The sequence below is a fragment of the Kiloniella sp. genome (assembly GCF_965205715.1).
Taxonomy (GTDB): domain Bacteria; phylum Pseudomonadota; class Alphaproteobacteria; order Kiloniellales; family Kiloniellaceae; genus Kiloniella.
In genome coordinates, this window is the sequence record NZ_CBDBHW010000002.1 from 136,963 (window position 1) to 157,117 (window position 20,155).

The 20,155-nt window shown below is 46.0% G+C and carries 16 protein-coding genes; 3 read left to right on the forward strand and 13 right to left on the reverse strand.

What is annotated here, in order from left to right:
• Positions 1-146 precede the first annotated feature (146 nt).
• The 10 genes from lpdA to tpiA form a co-directional block, all read right to left on the reverse strand.
• Positions 147-1,544, reverse strand: coding sequence for a dihydrolipoyl dehydrogenase (gene lpdA / locus ACOGW3_RS02825; protein WP_419901568.1), 1,398 nt, complete (start codon positions 1,542-1,544; stop codon positions 147-149).
• Positions 1,545-1,555: 11 nt separating this feature from the next.
• Positions 1,556-2,869, reverse strand: coding sequence for a pyruvate dehydrogenase complex dihydrolipoamide acetyltransferase (locus ACOGW3_RS02830; protein WP_419901569.1), 1,314 nt, complete (start codon positions 2,867-2,869; stop codon positions 1,556-1,558).
• 21 nt (positions 2,870-2,890) lie between these two features.
• Positions 2,891-4,270, reverse strand: coding sequence for a pyruvate dehydrogenase complex E1 component subunit beta (locus ACOGW3_RS02835; RefSeq protein WP_419901570.1), 1,380 nt, complete (start codon positions 4,268-4,270; stop codon positions 2,891-2,893).
• Between the two features lie 27 nt (positions 4,271-4,297).
• A complete protein-coding gene (pdhA, locus tag ACOGW3_RS02840; RefSeq protein WP_419901571.1) occupies positions 4,298-5,323 on the reverse strand; it encodes a pyruvate dehydrogenase (acetyl-transferring) E1 component subunit alpha in 1,026 nt (341 codons plus the stop codon).
• A 190-nt stretch (positions 5,324-5,513) separates the two neighbouring features.
• Entirely contained in the window at positions 5,514-5,828 is a 315-nt protein-coding gene (locus ACOGW3_RS02845) for an FtsB family cell division protein (RefSeq protein ID WP_419901572.1), read from the reverse strand.
• A 410-nt stretch (positions 5,829-6,238) separates the two neighbouring features.
• Positions 6,239-7,513: a phosphopyruvate hydratase gene (eno, locus tag ACOGW3_RS02850; protein WP_419901573.1), complete on the reverse strand. Its 1,275-nt coding sequence runs from the start codon at positions 7,511-7,513 to the stop codon at positions 6,239-6,241.
• A gap of 61 nt (positions 7,514-7,574) precedes the next feature.
• On the reverse strand, positions 7,575-8,438 hold the full coding sequence (gene kdsA, locus ACOGW3_RS02855) for a 3-deoxy-8-phosphooctulonate synthase (protein WP_419901574.1): 864 nt from the start codon (positions 8,436-8,438) through the stop codon (positions 7,575-7,577).
• Between the two features lie 48 nt (positions 8,439-8,486).
• The gene (locus ACOGW3_RS02860) at positions 8,487-10,115 is read right to left on the reverse strand and encodes a CTP synthase (protein WP_419901575.1); all 1,629 of its coding nucleotides are present in this window, start codon (positions 10,113-10,115) and stop codon (positions 8,487-8,489) included.
• A gap of 90 nt (positions 10,116-10,205) precedes the next feature.
• The gene (secG, locus tag ACOGW3_RS02865) at positions 10,206-10,541 is read right to left on the reverse strand and encodes a preprotein translocase subunit SecG (protein ID WP_419901576.1); all 336 of its coding nucleotides are present in this window, start codon (positions 10,539-10,541) and stop codon (positions 10,206-10,208) included.
• 148 nt (positions 10,542-10,689) lie between these two features.
• Entirely contained in the window at positions 10,690-11,436 is a 747-nt protein-coding gene (gene tpiA, locus ACOGW3_RS02870; RefSeq protein WP_419901577.1) for a triose-phosphate isomerase, read from the reverse strand.
• 247 nt (positions 11,437-11,683) lie between these two features.
• On the opposite strand from tpiA, the gene ACOGW3_RS02875 reads away from it, so the two are divergent.
• On the forward strand, positions 11,684-13,585 hold the full coding sequence (locus ACOGW3_RS02875; protein ID WP_419901578.1) for a SurA N-terminal domain-containing protein: 1,902 nt from the start codon (positions 11,684-11,686) through the stop codon (positions 13,583-13,585).
• Entirely contained in the window at positions 13,585-15,102 is a 1,518-nt protein-coding gene (gene trpE / locus ACOGW3_RS02880; protein WP_419901579.1) for an anthranilate synthase component I, read from the forward strand. Before ACOGW3_RS02875 ends, trpE begins: the two co-directional genes overlap by 1 nt.
• 39 nt (positions 15,103-15,141) lie before the next feature.
• Here the strand turns inward: trpE and ACOGW3_RS02885 are convergent, their stop codons facing one another.
• The 3 genes from ACOGW3_RS02885 to ACOGW3_RS02895 form a co-directional block, all read right to left on the reverse strand.
• Positions 15,142-16,368, reverse strand: a complete 1,227-nt coding sequence (locus ACOGW3_RS02885; protein ID WP_419901580.1) for a divergent polysaccharide deacetylase family protein — start codon at positions 16,366-16,368, stop codon at positions 15,142-15,144.
• 100 nt (positions 16,369-16,468) lie between these two features.
• On the reverse strand, positions 16,469-16,873 hold the full coding sequence (gene cueR, locus ACOGW3_RS02890) for a Cu(I)-responsive transcriptional regulator (RefSeq protein ID WP_419901581.1): 405 nt from the start codon (positions 16,871-16,873) through the stop codon (positions 16,469-16,471).
• A gap of 3 nt (positions 16,874-16,876) precedes the next feature.
• A complete protein-coding gene (locus ACOGW3_RS02895; RefSeq protein ID WP_419901582.1) occupies positions 16,877-19,357 on the reverse strand; it encodes a heavy metal translocating P-type ATPase in 2,481 nt (826 codons plus the stop codon).
• 203 nt (positions 19,358-19,560) lie between these two features.
• Between ACOGW3_RS02895 and ACOGW3_RS02900 the strand changes: the two genes are divergently transcribed.
• Positions 19,561-20,124, forward strand: a complete 564-nt coding sequence (locus ACOGW3_RS02900; RefSeq protein WP_419901583.1) for an anthranilate synthase component II — start codon at positions 19,561-19,563, stop codon at positions 20,122-20,124.
• Positions 20,125-20,155: the final 31 nt, after the last annotated feature.

A 20,155-nucleotide genomic window follows, 5' to 3' on the forward strand; every position in this document is an offset into this window, starting at 1 on the left:
ACCATATCTTACTACAAACAGGTTTTACACGAGGTTACAAACCGGAAGATAACACTACCTTCCGGCATCACGCTGTAATACATATGGCATTACAACAAAATCTCAAGCTTTCAGATGCGACACAATGCCTTTATCTAGATCTTCTTCTAGAAGTGGATTGCACGATCATAAGCATCTAACACAGACTCATGCATCATTTCTGATAATGTTGGGTGCGGGAAGACAGTATGCATCAACTCTTCTTCCGTGGTTTCCAGTCCCATGGCAACAACAAAGCCTTGTATAAGCTCAGTTACCTCTGCTCCGACCATATGCGCGCCCAATAATTCACCCGTTTTCGCATCAAAGATGGTTTTAATCAAGCCTTCTGCTTCACCCAAGGCAATAGCCTTACCGTTACCGGCAAACGGAAACCGTCCTATTTTGACTTCACGACCTTCTTTTTTCGCCGTCTGCTCATTCATGCCAACAGAAGCAATCTGGGGATGACAATATGTGCAGCCCGGGATTTTACTTTTATCAATAGGGTGCGCAGATAATCCCGCAATTTTTTCGATACAGACAACACCTTCATGTTCGGCCTTGTGAGCCAGCATCGGAGGACCAGCGACATCCCCAATGGCAAAGATGCCGGGCACATTCGTGCGAGAGAATTCGTCCGTTACAATGCAGCCACGATCGGTCTTGATACCAACAGCTTCAAGGCCGATGTTTTCAATGTTGCCAACAACTCCAACAGCAGAAATCACGCGATCTACGGTTATCTGTTCCGTCTTACCGTTCTTTTCCAGTGTTGCCGTCACCTGACTACTCGCCTTATCAAGCTTGGTAACCATCGTGCCAGTACGGAATTTCATTCCATGCTTGCTTAACTGTTTTTGAGCAAGCTTTGAAATTTCGTCATCCTCAACAGGCAGAATTTTGTCAAAGACTTCGACAACAGTCACTTCTGCACCAAATGTGCTGTAGAAATCTGCAAACTCAATCCCAATTGCACCGGATCCAACAACCAATATGGACTTGGGCATGATATCCGGACGCAAAGCTTCACGGTAGGTCCAGACAAGTTTTCCATCGGGCTCAAGGCCCGGAAGAGTACGGGCTCGAGCACCCGTAGCAACAATAATGTTCTTGGCAGTAAGGGCAGTCTTTTTCTTATCCTTACTTTCAACAGACAATTTGCCAGGACCAGTTAGCGCTCCCGCACCGTCAAAAACGGTGACTTTATTCTTTTTGAGAAGATGACCAACGCCGCCATTGAGTTGCTTGGAAACCCCTTTGGAGCGCTCAACGATCTTCTGCAGATCAAAATCAACGCCTTTGGCAGACAAACCGTAATCTTCGGCGTGCTTCATATTGCGATAGATTTCAGCAGATCTTAGCAATGCCTTTGTTGGAATACAGCCCCAGTTCAGGCAGATCCCACCAAGGTGATCGCGCTCAACCACAGCCGTTTTCAAACCCAGTTGAGCAGAACGAATAGCAGTTACGTAGCCCCCTGGGCCACCACCAAGGATGATAACGTCAAAGTTTGTATCACTCATAGTTTCATCCCTTACAAAAGCATAGAAAGAGGTTCTTGGATCAGGCTTTTGAACGCTGCCATATATTCAGCACCAACCGCACCATCAACAACCCTGTGATCAACCGAAAGTGTACAAGTCATCACTGTTGCGATAGCCAAGGCGCCATCCTTAACAACAGGGCGCTGTTCACCAGCACCAACCGCGAGAATACATCCTTGTGGAGGATTGATGATCGCAGAGAAATCCTTGATACCAAACATACCCAGGTTGGATATAGAGAAGGTTCCGCCTTGATATTCTTCAGGCTTCAACTTGCCATCGCGGGCACGGCCAGCAAGATCTTTCATTTCAGAAGAGATCACACCAAGCCCCTTACCTTCAGCTGCTTTGATAATCGGAGTTATCAATCCAGATGGAGTTGCCACAGCGACAGAAATATCAGCGTTTTTATAACTCAGAATACCTTCTTCGCTATAAGATGCGTTGGCAGCAGGAACTTTTTTCAAAGCAAGAGCTGTTGCGCGAATTACAAAATCATTTACGGAAATTTTCACATCACCGCTCGCATTCAACTCCTTACGGAATGCAAGCAGTTTATCCATCTCACAATCAACAGAAAGATAGAAATGAGGAACTGTTTGCTTTGATTCCGTCAGGCGATTTGCAATAACGCGACGCATTGAAGTCAACGGTTCCAGCTCGTATTCCATTCCGAGCAGATCAGCGAGTTCACGTGCATTAGGGCCAGATGCTACCGGAGCTGCTGCTTGTGCAGCAGAAACTGGCGTAGATGCAGCTGAAGGTGTGGCTTTAGCTACCCCCTGAACAAGTGCAGCTTCAATGTCAGCTTTGACAATACGCCCATGGGGGCCCGTTCCCTGAAGAGCAGCAAGATCGAGATTTTCCTGAGACGCCATACGTCGTGCGAGTGGGCTTGCGAAAACCCGTGCCCCTGACGCAGCCACAGGAGCTGCAGGAGCTGCAGGAGCTGGCGCAGCCAGCGGTACTGCTGCTGGTGTTGCAACAACTTCTTGTGACGGTTGAGCCGCTACAGGAGCTGGAGCAGCTGTTTCCACTGCATCAATAGCACTGGCATCTTCATCTTCTTCTAGTAGAATCGCAATTGTTTGGTTTACGGCTACCCCCTCTGTTCCTCCAGGAATAAGGATCTTGGCAACCGTACCTTCGTCAATTGCTTCAACTTCCATCGTTGCTTTATCAGTCTCGATTTCAGCAAGAATATCACCTGAAGTAACTGTATCACCTTCATTAACCAGCCAGCGGGCCAGCGTGCCTTCTGTCATGGTAGGGGACAGGGCGGGCATAAGAATATTGATTGGCATCGTATATCTCCCCTGCCCCGCTTATGAGCGGTAGCAGACTTCTTTAGCTGAAGTAATGATGTGAGAACTCTGAGGCAACGCTAGTTGCTCAAGGTTAGCGGCATAAGGAAGCGGGACATCCACACCAGCGACGCGTTTAACCGGAGCATCCAAGTAATCAAAAGCTTGCTCCATTACGATGGCTGAAATTTCAGAACCGATACCAGAGAAGGCCCATCCTTCCTCTACAGTAACCAAGCGATTGGTCTTGCGTACAGAAGCAAGGATCGTTTCGGTATCGAGCGGGCGGATCGTCCGCAGATCGATAACTTCAGCAGATATACCTTCTTTTGCAAGCTCTTCAGCAGCATCCAGGGCCTTACCAACCATCAAAGAGAAAGTAACGATGGTCACGTCAGTACCAGGACGAACAACTTTTGCCTTGCCGATTGGAACAGTCCAATCATCTGTATCTGGAACATCAAAACTCGTGCCGTACATCAACTCGTTTTCGAGGAAGATAACAGGGTTTGGATCACGAATAGCAGACTTCAAAAGTCCTTTTGCATCAGCAGCGGAATAAGGGGAAACCACCTTCAGTCCTGGGCAGTGCGCATACCAACTTGCATAACACTGCGAGTGCTGAGCTCCCACACGAGAGGCAACACCGTTAGGACCACGGAAAACGATCGGGCTGCTTACTTGACCACCGGACATATAGCGGGTTTTTGCAGCTGAATTGATAATGTGATCAATCGCCTGCATCGCAAAGTTAAACGTCATGAACTCGACAATTGGGTTCAGACCATAAAATGCAGCACCAACACCCAAACCAGCAAACCCGTGCTCTGTAATCGGCGTATCAATAACACGCTTTGCACCGAATTCATCCAGGAGCCCCTGGCTGATTTTATAAGCACCCTGATACTGGGCAACTTCCTCGCCCATCAGGAATACTTTTTTGTTACGACGCATTTCTTCAGCCATCGCATCACGCAGAGCTTCGCGTACAGTGGTCTTGGTTACTGATCCGGTCCACTCGTTCTCTGGAGCTACAAACTCAACCTCTGGGCCGGAAACAGTAACTGGTGCAGGGGCAGAGCTCTCAACCGCAACTTCGGCAGCAGGAGCTGCAACAGGAGTTGCAGAAGAAACACTGTTAAGATCAGCGTCTGTTTCCCCATCTTCGAGCAAGATCGCAATTGGTGTGTTTACTGCAACGTTATCAGTATCGCCCGCAATAAGAATTTTTCCGAGAATACCTTCATCAACGGCTTCAACTTCCATTGTGGCTTTGTCGGTTTCAATTTCGGCCAGAATATCGCCTGAGGATACGCTGTCGCCTTCGTTTTTCAGCCATTGCGCCAACTTCCCTTCGGTCATCGTCGGGGATAGCGCAGGCATAAGGATTTCTATTGGCATATTTTGTTCTCCGGAATGTCGGACAGCTTACGCGTCTGCGTACACATCGGTGTAAAGTTCTGAAGGATCTGGCTCAGGGCTAGATTGGGCGAATTCAGCCGATTTAGAAACGATAGCTTTTACATCTTTATCTATCTGCTTCATACCAGCTTCATCGATGATCTTTTTCTTGAGCATAACCGCGCGAAGTCGTTCGATAGGATCACGCTCTTCACGGACCTTTTGAACTTCTTCCTTTGAACGATACTTGGCTGGATCAGACATGGAATGACCACGATAACGGTAGGTCATCATTTCCATGATATAGGGGCCTTTGCCACTACGTGCATGTTCAACAGCGATTTTAGCAGCTTCACGGACAGCAACAACATCCATACCATCTACCTGCATTCCGGGAATGCCGTAAGCAGCGCCACGATGATAGAGTTCAGTCGAGTTCGCTGAAGAACGCGCTGTAGATGTTCCCATCGCATAACTGTTGTTTTCTATCACATAAACAACAGGAAGCTCCCAGAGGGAAGCCATGTTGAATGATTCGTAAACCTGCCCCTGGTTCAAAGCACCATCGCCAAGATAGGCGACATTTACTGCATTCTCTTCCAGATACTTATGAGCAAAGGCGATACCTGTTCCAATAGGAACCTGAGCACCAACGATACCGTGCCCACCGTAAAAGCCTTTTTCCTCACTGAACATGTGCATGGAACCGCCCTTACCTTTGGAGTAGCCACCACTACGTCCAGTAAGTTCTGCCATAACACCGTCAGGATCCATACCACATGCCAACATGTGTCCATGATCACGGTAGGAAGTAAGGATCGTATCACGATCTTCCAATGCCGATTGAATACCGACAACGACGGCTTCTTGACCTATATAGAGGTGACAGAAACCACCGATAAGCCCCATGCCGTACATCTGGCCAGCTTTTTCTTCAAAGCGGCGAATAAGAAGCATTTCACGGTAAAAATCGAGGATTTGTTCATTTGTAACGTCAGAAGAAGCTGTACGTTTCTTCGGTGCCCGTTTCGTGGGCGTTTTTTTTGTCGCCATGCGAGGTATCCCATAAGATCTAGTGTTGTTCACTAAGGGGTGTGTTTCTCGCAGCTAATGTAAGGCAACCGAAATAAAATTACAACAAGTTTTATCTTATTGATATATATGATTTTTTTGCATATTAACTAAAAATAAGTTAATTTGTGAAAAATTGTTGCATTGCACAATATCAAGTTAACTATACAACTTATCTTCTCTGAATAACAACGTAGTCATTTTCCAGGCCATAATTAAGAACATCCCTCGCCCTTTCCTCTAAAAGGTCGGGGTCAAGATTATCAGGGCGCAAGAGAACAACACGCGCTTCCAGTTTCTGACGCTCAGCAAGAGTCACTTGCATTTCAGCCTGTTTTACTGCCAGATCATTTTTGAGATGTATCCACGCCCAGATGCCACGCTCACCCTCGATGGTGTGATACGCAAAATAGGCAACAAGAGACGCCCCCAACACTTGAGGTATTACAAAACGGGAACGTTTATGGATCTCTCTAAATAACGACATCTCGTAAATCGGTTCTATACTTTTCTGCACGCAGGACGGTTAAACTAACAGATAAAGTAGTTATTGGGAATAAACAAAGAGTTAAACAATATATTCGTAAGTAAAATTACGAGGAGCACAAATTTTGTCAGTTCTCGCGCCAACTGAAGTTTTGAGAAGCCTCTATGAACTTCGTTAATGTGGGGGATACAACAGCGTTAGCTGCCATCAGGGTCGACTGGATACCTTCGCCGGGCGTAGACACAGGATACAGCACTGCCGGTATTGGCTTACCATGCACGATATGACGCAAGATAAAATGGCTGTGATAAAACTCTAAGATAAATACTTAGTTTCTGGCGAGATTGCATATAAAAAAGGGCGTAGCTTGAAGCTACGCCCTTTTGCATACTTATTTATCCAGAATCTATCTAGCGAAGAATAGATCGACCTGCGTAGTGTGCCATAGAACCGAGCTCTTCTTCGATCCGGATCAACTGGTTGTATTTTGCAATCCGGTCAGAACGGGACAATGAGCCTGTTTTAATCTGACCACAATTTGTTGCAACTGCAAGGTCTGCAATAGTGCTGTCTTCAGTTTCACCAGAACGATGTGACATGACTGATGTGTAGCCAGCTTTATGCGCCATATCAACAGCTTCCAGAGTTTCTGAAAGCGTGCCAATTTGGTTTACCTTGATCAAGATTGAGTTGGCAGTACCGGTTTCAATACCACGGCTAAGACGCTTTGGATTTGTTACAAAGAGATCATCACCAACCAACTGAACTTTATTACCAATAGCCTGAGTAAGTGATTTCCAGCCATCCCAGTCGTCTTCGTTCATGCCGTCTTCAATAGAGAAAATCGGGTAGCGGTTAGCCAGGTCTTCGAGATAGCGAACCATCTCGTCAGAACCGAGAGACTTGCCCTCGCCTGCGAGCTCGTATTTGCCGTCTTTAAAGTACTCAGAAGCCGCGCAATCAAGAGCCAGCATGACATCATCACCGAGGTGGTAGCCTGCATTACCAACAGCTTTAGTAATAAACTGAAGGGCCTCGTCAGTAGATGCCAGGCTTGGTGCAAAACCACCTTCATCACCAACATTGGTATTGTGGCCTGCATCGCTCAGAGATTTCTTCAAAGAGTGGAAGATTTCTGCGCCCATACGGATAGCTTCTGAACCAGAAGCCGCCCCAACAGGCATAACCATGAATTCCTGGATATCGATTGGATTATCAGCATGTGCGCCACCGTTAATGATATTCATCATCGGAACTGGGAGCGTACGGGCAAAAGATCCACCAACATAACGATAAAGCGGTAGACCTGCATCTTCAGCTGACGCCTTAGCAACAGCAAGACTAACGCCAAGAATGGCGTTTGCACCTAAGCGAGATTTGTTTTCAGTGCCATCGAGATCGATCATAACCCGATCAACGAGGAGCTGATCTGCCCCGTCAAGATCAATAAGTGATTCGTAAATTTCTTCATTTACGGAAGCGACAGCGTTTTGAACGCCTTTGCCCAAATATCGGTTCTTATCGCCATCACGCAGCTCTACAGCTTCGTAGATACCTGTAGAGGCACCAGAGGGAACTGCAGCGCGGCCAAAGGCACCGCTTTCTAAAAGAACGTCAACTTCTACGGTAGGGTTTCCACGAGAATCGAGGATCTCACGACCTTTAATGTCGATGATCGCCGTCATTTTATTCTATCTCCGTTAAGAAAGTTGAGGCGCAGAGAGGGTGCGGGCCTCGGTATAACCATTAAGCAATAGACACCGGATGTGCTTTTGCCAGTTTATCAAATTCAACCAGAACTGAAAGTAGCTCCGGAAGCTGTTGTACAGGAACCATGTTTGGCCCGTCAGACGGTGCTTTATCAGGATCCTGATGTGTTTCCATAAATACGCCAGCTACACCAGTAGCAATAGCAGCCCGTGCAAGAACAGGAACAAATTCACGCTGACCGCCTGAACTGGCACCTTGTCCGCCGGGTTGAGCCACAGAATGCGTTGCATCAAAAATAACAGGGCAGCCAGTCTGGAGCGCCATGATTGGAAGAGATCGCATATCGGATACGAGCGTATTGTAGCCAAATGAGGCCCCACGCTCACAGACCATGACTTTTTCATTTCCAGAATCGATGATTTTTTGTGAGACATTTTTCATGTCCCAGGGAGCCAGAAATTGTCCCTTTTTAACATTGATCGCCCGACCGGTATTTGCAGCCGCAATCAAAAGGTCTGTCTGTCTACACAAGAAAGCCGGGATCTGTAAAATATCAACAACTTGGGCTACTGCATCACATTGATCAGCTGAATGCACATCGGTGAGAACCGGACAACCAAACTTACTTTTTATCTCTTCAAAGATAGGAAGAGCATCGTCAAGGCCTATCCCACGTTGAGCGGTTAGACTAGTACGGTTAGCTTTATCAAAAGAACTTTTGTAAATCAGGGGAATAGAGAGTTTATTACAGGCCTGAGAGAGTGTCTCAGCCATTTCCAGTGCATGTTCCCGGCTTTCCATCTGGCATGGACCTGCAATTAAAACAAATGGCAAATCATTTCCAAAAGTAACATCACCAACGCTTACGTGACGCGATTGAAGCCCTGCATGCACTGTCATAAATATTTCTTTCTATTCTACCCTGTTATTTACACCACCCAGTTACAATTACACCAGGCGAGACTGTTCAATTGCCGCTTTCACAAAAGAAGTGAAAAGCGGATGAGGTTCAAATGGACGGGATTTCAATTCCGGATGGAATTGAACGCCAATAAACCAAGGATGCTCTTCAAGCTCAACAATTTCAGGAAGCCCACCATCTGGTGATAGACCAGAGAACTTCATGCCTGCAGCTTCCAGTTTTTCACGATAGTTGATATTCACTTCATAACGATGACGATGGCGTTCCTCGATCATATCAGTGCCGTAGGCTTCACGAACACGGGAGCCTTCGCTCAATGCACAAGGATAAGCACCCAAACGCATAGTTCCACCAAGATCGCTACCGTCTGAGCGTTGTTCTAGCTCATTACCACGCGCCCATTCTGTCATAATACCGACAAGAGGTTCTTCACAAGGACCAAACTCAGATGAACTCGCATCTTTAAGTCCAGCTAAATTGCGTGCCGCATCAAGAACGGCCATCTGCATACCAAAACAAATACCAAAGTAGGGAACATTTGTTTTACGTGCAAAGCCAGCTGCTGCAATTTTACCTTCAGAGCCACGTTCACCAAAGCCACCAGGCACAAGAATGCCATGGACATTCTCAAGAGCTTCAACAGCGCCTTCGCTTTCAAAAACTTCAGAATCGAGCCAGTTAATTTTGACCTTAACGTTATTTGCAATACCACCGTGAACAAGAGCTTCGGCAAGAGATTTATAAGCATCCAACAAGGAAGTGTATTTTCCGACAACACCAATCGTTACTTCACCATCAGGCTCACGAATGGTTTGGGTAATACTATCCCAACGATCCAGATCCAGCTCTTCTTCGGCCTTCATTCCAAAGTGGCGTAGAACTTCGTCATCCAGGCCACGCTCATGATACGCACGCGGCACGGCATAAATTGTATCAACATCCAGTGCCGGAATGACCGCGGTTTCTCGTACATTACAGAACTGGGCAATCTTGCGAAGCGCACCTTCGGGGATTTCCTGCTCACAACGGCAAAGCAGCATGTCAGGTTGAATACCCAAAGACTGGAGCTCTTTAACGGAGTGCTGCGTTGGTTTTGTTTTCAACTCGCCAGCAGCTCTCAGATAAGGGATCAATGTCAGATGGATGAAAAGACTGCGCTCTTTACCAAGTTCGTTTCCTAGTTGACGGATCGCCTCTAAGAAAGGAAGCCCTTCGATATCGCCGACAGTACCTCCGATTTCGCAAAGGATGAAATCTTCATCCCCGATATCGGACATCACAAATTCTTTAATCGCATTCGTGATATGCGGAATAACCTGAATAGTCGCGCCGAGATAATCGCCGCGACGTTCTTTTGCCAGAACTTCAGAGTAAATTTTACCCGTCGTGACATTATCACTTTTACTGGCGGATACACCTGTATAGCGCTCGTAATGGCCCAAATCCAGATCTGTCTCAGCGCCATCATCGGTTACAAACACTTCACCATGCTGGTAAGGGCTCATAGTTCCTGGATCAACGTTGAGATACGGATCAAGTTTGCGAAGGCGGACTTTGTAGCCGCGCGCCTGAAGCAGCGCACCAACAGCCGCGGAGGTCAATCCCTTCCCCAAAGAAGAAGTCACACCACCGGTAATAAAAATAAAGCGCGTCATGGAACTCGTTGTCACTTAAAACAGTTTCAACAAAACCGGGACCCTAATGGTCCCGGTCAATGATAGTACGTATCGGATGCAATCCGAAACTTATTCTGAAACCGGCGGAGCAACTGGTTGCTCAGTCTCGGTTGGAGCCACTGGTGCGATGATATCATCAGCAATTGAACGTGAACTACCTGTATCAGCAAGGATGGTCAACAATAGGCTTGAAGCAATAAAGGCTGCTGCAAGGATTGCTGTTGTACGCGTAAGAAGGTTAGCTGTGCTTTGGCCTGTAAGGAATCCACCAAAACCGCCAGCACCGCCACCGCCTCCACCGCCGCCGCCCATACCAAGGCCGCCACCTTCGCTCTTTTGAACGAGGACAACGCCGATTAGCGACAGTGTAATCAACAAATGAATGACCAATAGAACTTCGTTCATGGTTAGTAGTCTCTCAATACTTTCCGGGATTTTCATCCCAAACCAACACACAAATACGGCCTTGTATCACAGTAAAGATACAAAACATCTGTGTGACTATGTAGATCTTTACAGGCTATTTAGCCTTTTCCGATCGATATGGCTAGAGTCATCTGACACCAATTGCCCAAAAATCTTCAACTTTTAAACTTGCACCGCCAACCAATGCTCCGTCAACGTTGGAAACAGCGAGTAATTCCGCTGCATTAGACGGTTTCACTGACCCACCATATAAGATGTTAATTTTATTAGCTGCTTCCCTACCAAATCGGGATACGAGGAGCTCTCTAATAAAATTATGCACTTCAGCAACATCATCCGGTGTAGCCGTCTTACCTGTACCGATTGCCCAAACAGGCTCGTATGCCAAAACAATAGCACTCGAATCAGCATCATCCGGCAGGGAGTTTGTCACCTGCTGTTCAATGACTTTAAGAGTATTTCCTGAAACACGTTCGCCTTCGGTCTCACCAATACAAATAATTGGCGTAAGACCTGCTTTCAAGGCAGCCGTACTTTTTGCCTTAACATCTGAATCTGTTTCACCGTGATCAGTTCTTCGCTCTGAATGACCCGTTAGAACATAACCACATCCGATGTCTTTCAACAGTTCCGCAGATGTATCCCCTGTATGGGCACCTGATACATTGGCATGACAATCCTGACCACCAACCGATAATTTTGTACCTTTGGCTAGAGAAAGAACGGAACCGAGAAGTGCAGCAGGAGGACAAACGACAAAATCAGCGGAAACATCTTGCTGTTCAATCTTTGATAACAGTCCACCAACGAGCTCAGAAGCAAAGGAAACGGAACCATTCATTTTCCAGTTACCCGCAATGAGTTTACGCACCATATTCGATTCTCCTGTTTAAAATTCGCCACATCTATACAGCCTCCCTCCCCACAAACCAAGTCAGAAGAGAAATCTGCCCCATAATAAAGTCGGTTAATTAGGGTAAGTATGAATTGAAAGGGATCACATCTGTGGCACTGAGAAGATAATCTTTAAAAACGCTGTTGCCCCAAGATAGCTCCATCCTTAATATGCCCGCACGATTATATATAATTCAAACTTTCTATAGAATTTTCACGGGTAAGTTATGGCTCATAAAAAACCAGGCCTTTTTAAGCGAATTGTTGTTATTGCTCTATTCTCCCTACTCATTTTAAGTTTTGCAGCTTGGGGGATCCAAGACATCTTCTTAAATTTAGGGTCAAATCAGGTTGTAGCCAAAGTTGGAGACATAGAAGTCACCCAGACTGAATTCTCTAACAATCTTTCTCGTGAAACCAATAGTATCGCTCAGCAACTCGGTCGCGCGATTGATTTTCAAGAAGCTCAACAATTGGGACTTACAGACAGGGTCATTGCCCAGCTTGTTAGACAGGCGATGTTTACCATTCAATCTCAAGAAATGGGAATGACGGTATCAGAGGCTCAATTAAAAGAAGAAATCCTGAAAATTGACGCCTTCAAAAACGAGTTCGGAGATTTTGACCCAAACCGTTTCCAGAACACCCTTTATCAAGCAGGTATCTCTGAAACGACTTTTCTTGCCGATTTAGCTAAAGATATTGAGCGCCAGCAAATCAACAACGCCATTACCAATGCGATACCTGTTCCACAAAAACTCGCGGAACAGCTCTATAGTTATACAAGCGAAAAACGTTTGGTTGATTATATTGAAATTCCCTACGCTCGCTTTGCAAACATGGCCAACCCTTCTGATTCAGAACTCGCATCTTATTATGAAACAGAGAAACAAAACTACTTAGCGCCAGAATTTAAATCTGTTAGCTACCTCCACCTCAATCCTAAAGAAGTCGCTAAAACGATTACCCTTACAGATGAGCAGATCGAAGAAGAGTTCTTAGCCCAAAAGGATAGCCTATCCTTGCCCGATCGCCGCAGCTTGGTTCAGATGCTTCTCAACGACGAAGCACAAGCAAAAGAAGCTCAGGCGAAACTTCAAGGTGGAGCAGATTTTAACGCCGTCGCAAAAGAGTTAACCGGCTCAGAGGGTGTGGATCTTGGTGTTATGGAGCAATCAGACCTTTTACCTGAGTTGGCAGACGCAATTTTTGCCCTTGATACGACTGGTATTACGGATCCCATTCAGTCTCCTCTCGGCTGGCACATTGTTTCTGTTGTAGAGATTTCACCTGCGAGAGAAGCCGTTTTCGAAGAAGTCCGTGAGCAAGTTACGAATGATGCGGCACTTCGGGTTGCCACCGATGAGCTGATTTCTCTTGCCAACCAACTGGATGATGAGATCGCTTCAGGAGCCAACCTTGATGAAGCTGCAACAAAGCTCAATCAAGTTATGTTAAGTTATGATGTGATTGATGCAGAAGGCCGCGACCGCGATGGGTTACCTTTAACAGGTCTTGCTGAGAACGCAAAATTCCAAGAGGTTTTGAACCAAACTACCGGGAATGATGACAGTCTTCTCACTGAGCTTGATGATGGTGGCTACTTCATTCTCAAAGTAAATTCCACAACACCTTCTGCTCCACGTGACCTTCTGGAAATCAAATCTGAGCTTACTCAGGCTTGGGTAGAAAACCGTCAAAACGAAGAAGCAAAAAAGATTGCAGAAAAGCTCGCTGATGAATCCCGCAACGGAACAGCGCTTCAAGCTGTAACAGATGAAGCAGCCGAACTGATAAAATTTGGCGTAGAAATCAACCGCTTCTCCTCAAATATTGGCGATGCTCTTGCCCCTGCCCTCGTCAGAGATATCTATAAGGCCAAAAAGGGCGATGTTCTTACTGGACAAGGCGCTAATGGACATCTCGTTGCGACTGTAAGCGAGATTGTACAGGCAGACTTAAGCAATCAATCCGAAGAGGTTGATGGCATGAAATCGTCAGTCGAAAGTTCATATAAAAACGACGTATATTCGCAGTACCTCTCCTCTCTCAGACAGGACTTTGGTGTGGAAATTAATCAAAGTTCTATAGAGCAGGTCATCAATCCTTATGGCACTTCTCCATACTAATGACTGAATCCATTACATACGAAGCTTTCTCTGCTGTTTACAATGACAACAAACCACAGGTTGTCTGGACAACATTGATTGCAGATTTAGAAACGCCGGTTTCGGCGTTTCTAAAACTCGCCGAACAAAGAGCGAATAGCTTTTTGTTTGAATCTGTAGAGGGCGGAAATACTATTGGCCGTTACTCTTTTATCGGCTTTGACCCAGATCTCGTATGGCGTTGTAATGGAGCAAAGGCCGAGATCAATCGGCAATACAAAACCAAGCCTGAAGCTTTCGAAGCGGAAGAAGCAACGGCACTAGAAAGTCTTCGCAAACTGGTTGCTGAGTGTAAATTTGATCTTCCTGAAGACCTGCCTCCAATGGCGGCTGGTATTGTCGGTTATATGGGGTATGAGACCGTCAGGCAGATGGAACACCTCCCCACCGATAATCCCGACCCTTTAGGTCTACCCGAAGGTATGTATCTTCGCCCCACTGTCACAGCCATTTTTGACAGGGTCGAAGACCAAATTCTGGTGACCACAGCGGTTTGGCCGGAACAGGGCGTTGATGCACGGAAAGCTTTTGAAAAAGCCCACGACAGACTTGCAGCAGTGAGCGCTGATTTTAATGCGCCGCTTGAACACCAACCTGACGCATTCGAGGGCGACCTCGTTCCTCCGGAGACTGCATCTAACCTTACCCGTGAAGAGTTCCACGCTATCATTGAAAGAGCTAAAGAATACATTTTGGCAGGGGATATCTTCCAGGTTGTTCTCTCTCAAAGATTCTCTGTGCCCTTCACTCTTCCTCCCTTTGCACTTTATCGAGCGCTGAGAAGGCTTAATCCTTCCCCATTTCTATTCTATCTCAATTTCGGAAACTTTTCCGTTGTCGGATCCAGCCCGGAAATTTTGGTCAGAGTTAGGGATGGCAAGGTTACCATCCGCCCTATAGCGGGTACAAGAAAGCGTGGCGCAAATACCGCTGAAGACAAAGAACTTGCTGCTGATTTACTCTCAGATCCCAAAGAGCTCGCTGAACATTTAATGCTACTCGATCTGGGTCGAAATGACGTTGGCCGTGTTGCTGAAGTCGGCAGCATTGAAGTAACTGAACGTATGATCATCGAGTTATACAGTCACGTTATGCATATCGTATCCAACGTTGAAGGCACCCTTGATACCAAGCGTGCTGATATGATCGATGCACTTGCGGCAGGTTTTCCAGCTGGTACGGTTTCAGGAGCCCCAAAAGTTCGTGCAATGGAAATCATTGACGAACTAGAGCCTGAAAGGCGTGGGATCTATGGCGGTGCCGTTGGGTATTTTGGTGCCGGGGGTGGCATGGATACCTGTATTGCTTTACGTACAGCCATTGTCAAAGATCAAACGATGTATATTCAAGCTGGTGCGGGTGTGGTTGCTGATTCTGTTCCAGAATCTGAATACCAGGAATGCCATAACAAAGCCCGCGCTTTAATACGGGCCGCAGAAGAAGCCGTTCGTTTTGCAGCACAGAAAAGCAATATTTAACGTTAAAATATACGTTTAATGTTAAAAGCCGGCTGACAATTACCCAGCCGGCTTTTTTAATGCCAAAATTGCTGAAATTGGAACGACATCAAATCCGCGGCGCTCTGCTGACTTTATCCATTGATGCAGGACTTTGACTGTTGTTTTATGGGGATGACCAATGGCAATAGCATGGCCATTTTTTTGAGCAACCTTTTCAGTCAGCTTTAACTGCGCTTCGATTGTATCAGGGTTTTGGTAATCATTATCGAGAAAAGTATCACGGCTTAGAACTGGAACTCCAAGAGTAGCTGCTGTCGACGCTGCGACACTATTTGGGGAAGTACGGGAGTCCATGAAGAAATAATCCGTCTCCTCTATCCGCTGCATTACAACCTGCATCCCTAGGTCCCAGCCCGTAAATTTACTTCCCATATGATTATTAATACCGATATAGCCATCAAATTGGTCCATTCCCCATTCAAGCCGAGATAATATCTCCTCCTCGGATAATCCGGTGAGAAGCGCATTGGGTCCAGGGTCAGCTCTACCCAGTGGTTCCATGGGCACATGTAACATCAACTCATGGCCATTTTTTCGAGCTTTCTCGGTCAATTCCTTAACCCCGGGCGCATAGGTCATAAATGCCAGGGTGATTTCTGCTGGTAATTCTATGGCGAGTTCAGCTCCCCTTCGATTGACCCCGACATCATCCAGCACAATAGCTATCATAGGACGTTCGGGCCTTTGCCAAGTGGTCTTGGGGACAGGGCTTTTATTTATCTGAACAGCTGGCGGAAGGGATGCAACCTCACTCCCTTTTTCGTCTTTTATCTGATCCGCAGTATTTTTATCCGGTTCCGAAGAGTTTATTTGATTAGAAAGATTGATATTCTCAATAATCTTTTCTGGAGCCTTTTTGGGGGCTTCCTTAGGAATTGTGACCGTTACACTAGGCGGAAGCTTAATCGTCTCAGCTTCACTACCATCATCGATAACGGTATCATCTACCGAAATGTTACCAAGGTTTATGGGGTGTGGTTTATTTACAGGGGCGGCTTCAAGAGCTTTGATTTTAGCTTGTTCTTGTGTTTGTACTATGGGCTCTTTTTGCTCAAGGCTTTCCTTATCACTCCGCTGAAAAACCAAAATAGAAGAAACAGTTATTGCCAGAAAAAAAACAAAACCAAGAACAATAGATAAGTTCCCAACACGAAAACCTCTCTTGAGTTGAGTTGTTTTCCTTTTAGTCAGTTCATTGTGCTTTTGTTTGCGTTTATCTGCCATGAATCCACTCGACGGTGAGGGTTCATATGTATATCAGCAATACACCAGTTAATAGAAGAAACTTGATCAATCTACGAGAATTACTGATTAATGAATACGACTACTCTTTTTTAGCATTTAATCGCGCAAAGTCGTTAAGAATGGGGCAGTCAGGTCGATGATCACCCTGACATTTATTGATAAGTTCACTCAGGGTATCCTTCATCGATTGTAGCTCGGAAATTTTTCTATCCATTTCCTCTACATGCCGTCTGGCGAGCTCTTTAACTTGAGCACTGGCCCTGTTGCGATCATTCCAAAGGGTCAATAACGCAGAGACTTCACTTATAGAAAAACCCAGACTTCTAGCCCTCTGAATAAATCGAAGAGTTTGAATATCCTTGTCTTCGTAAGCTCTGTATCCTGCCGAGGTTCTACCTGCTGGGTCTATCAAACCAATTGATTCGTAATAGCGAATAGTTTTTGCAGGCAAACCTGATTTCGTTGCTACTTGGCCAATTTTCATGATTTAATCGATCCGCTTCAGTGAAGAATAAAGAGATAAAGAACTTGTCATCACGGTGACAGAACTCAAAGCCATCGCAATTCCAGCCAATACCGGGTTGAGCATACCAAATGCTGCTAAGGGAATACCGATAACATTGTACACAAAAGCACCGAGTAGATTTTGTGCTATTTTTTGGCGAATAATTCGCCCTGTTCGTATGGTTTTGAGAACCAGATAGGGGTCGCTCTGGGTCAAAGAGGCATCTGCCGAGCCAATAGCAACATCGGTACCATCACCCATAGCAAGGCCAACATCCGCCCCTGCCAAAGCGGGGGCATCATTGATGCCATCCCCAACCATTACCACTTTCTCTCCCTGATCGTGCAGCGCCCTAAGGCAAGACAGTTTATCAGCAGGTAATAGATTGGCTTGGACATGATCAATCCCCAATTCCTTGGCGACCATATCTGCAGCGGGCTTTTGATCTCCACTGAGCATCATGACTTTTAGGCCTGCAGCTTTCAGAGCTGCGATTGCTTTGTAGGACTGCTTTCTGATTTGATCTTTTAAGGCAAAAACACCCAAAACAGACGTTACACCACCTGCACGTTCTGCAAGCCAAACAAGAGTTGCGCCCTCTTGCCCCGATTGCTCTGAAAACTCATCAAAACCTTTCGTCTCAGCACCTTCTCTCATCATAAGTTTCAAACTACCCATAAAGAGGTCATTTTGATCGACGAGGCCCCTCACCCCCAAACCAGGTATGGCCAGAGAATTCTCTATATCCACAGGAGACAATCCTTCTTGTTCTACATGATTTAATATCGCTTTTGACAAGGGGTGAGAACTATCTTTAGATAGACCCGCAGCTAGTGCCAAAATTTTATCGGAAGCAAAATTAGCTGACAACAAGCTACCAACGACTTGCGGATGACCAGAGGTCAGAGTACCCGTCTTATCAAACACAACAGTCGTGGCCCCAGCCAATCCGTCTATAGCGTCAGCGTTCTTTATCAAGATGCCCATACGGGCGGCCTGTCCGCTCCCAACCATAATCGCGGTAGGAGTTGCTAAACCAAGGGCACAAGGGCAAGCAATAACCAGAACAGTTACAGCATTGATAATTGCAATTTCCAGCGACGCATCCCCAATCAGCCACCATGATAAAAAGGTGCCTGTCGCGATAACAAGTACGGTGGGAACAAAAATAGCACTAACCCGGTCAACGAGTTGTTGAATTCTAGGTTTACTAGTTCTGGCCGATTTAACTTGCTCAATGATTTGAGAAAGCTTTGAATCTTTCCCCAGAGTTGTCGGCTGAACACGGAGAAGCCCTTCACCATTGATCGTGCCACCAATCAAATGATCACCAGTAACTCTTGATGCTGGCATTGATTCGCCCGTTACCATCGCTTCATCAATTTGGCTGCGACCTGAAATAATAATTCCATCAACAGGGACTAAATCTCCGGGGCGAACAATAACGATATCACTTTCAAGTACCCGACTTGCAGAAATCTCTTGCTGTGTACCATCCCGCTCTACAATCGCGAGAGAAGGTTGCAGCTTCATCAATGCCAATAAAGCTTCGTTGGTTTTCCCTTTGGCTCTTTCTTCAAGTATCTTACCAAGAAGAACCAGGGTAATAACGGCAGCAGAGGCTTCAAAATAAAGGCTGTGCGCTACATGCGAGGACCAGGATAACCATTCAGAGGTATCGCCAAGCATGACAGCAACAGAAAGCCCAAAAGCCGCCGATGTTCCCACAGCAACAAGCGTATCCATCTTACTTTGGCCATGTCGAAAAGCGTTCCAAAACCCTTTATAAAACCGAGCTCCCGCAAAAATTTGGACAGGAAGGGCCAGTAAAAATTGGAATAAAGGTGGGATGGTGAATTCAACGCCAAAAGGCATCAGGAGCATTTGCCCAACCAATGGAACCGTTAGGATCATTGCAAGAAAGAAAATTTTATGCGTTTGAGCTTGGCTGCCCTGCTCATCGAGCCCTGAAATTGATAAAATATCGTTTTGCTGAACAGTGGCTTCATAACCAGCTTCAGATATTTTAGCGATTAACTGACGCTCTAAAGAGTTGATGTCATCAATTTCCTTAGAAAGAGAAACTCGTGCCACACCATTCATCAAATCAACTGAAGTTGAACTGACGCCAGGCACTTGCATGATTGCTTTTTCAATGGAACGAACACACCCAGCACAAGTCATCCCTTTGATGGCCAACTCAACGGATTTCTCTGTCTGATCTGTATCTGGATCTGGATCTGGATCTGGATCAATGATTTTTGCTTTATAGCCTTTTTCTGAAAGAGCTTTCAGCAGACGTCCCTCTTCGACCGTACCATCCGATGTCACCATTGCGGAGTTGCTCATAAGATCAGGCTGGGCTTCAATAACACCCTCAACGGACTGAAGTGCTTTACTGACGGAACGAACACAGCCCGCGCAACTCATACCATCAATGGTTAGTTCAATAGCTTTTGACATCTAGTGGGTACTCTCAAAATTCCACGATGAGCTATATATGGAGTTTACAGTAACTGGAAGGTCAAGTCACTAAAGCAGAAATTCTAATTAGTTTTCAATTTCGTTAGAAAATCTGACCTTTCTTTATTTCTTCACCTTTACCTTACTGCTATAAGTTCCTAAATTTTATACTGTGCTCAATAAGTGAAAGCCCGCGTGCCGATATGTTACTCCTAATCGACAACTACGATAGTTTTACCTACAACCTCTATCATTTTCTGGGGGAACTCGGCGCGACGATATCTGTCGAACGCAATGACCAAATTTCAGTTGATGAAATCTTGGAAATGAAACCAGAGAGAATTGTTATTTCTCCCGGCCCTTGTGACCCTTCCTCGGCAGGTATCTGCCTGGAACTTGTAGAACGCGCCGCAGGTAAAATCCCTGTTCTCGGTGTTTGTCTTGGCCACCAATCGATAGGACAAGCCTTCGGGGCCAAAGTTGTCCGGGCGCCATCTCCTATGCACGGCAAGACCAGTGCAATACGACACAATGGAAACAGCGTCTTTAAAGGCCTACCCGATCCATTGACTGTAACGCGTTATCATTCGCTGACGATCGAGCCCGACAGTATGCCAGATTGCCTAGAGGTCACAGCCTGGAGCGATGATGGCGTGATCATGGGGTTACAGCACAAAGAACTGGCTGTTCACGGGGTACAGTTTCACCCAGAGAGTATCGCATCCGAAAAAGGACATGACCTCTTAAAGAACTTCCTCACAGTATAAGTTGATAATTTAAGCATAAAATAACTTTGAT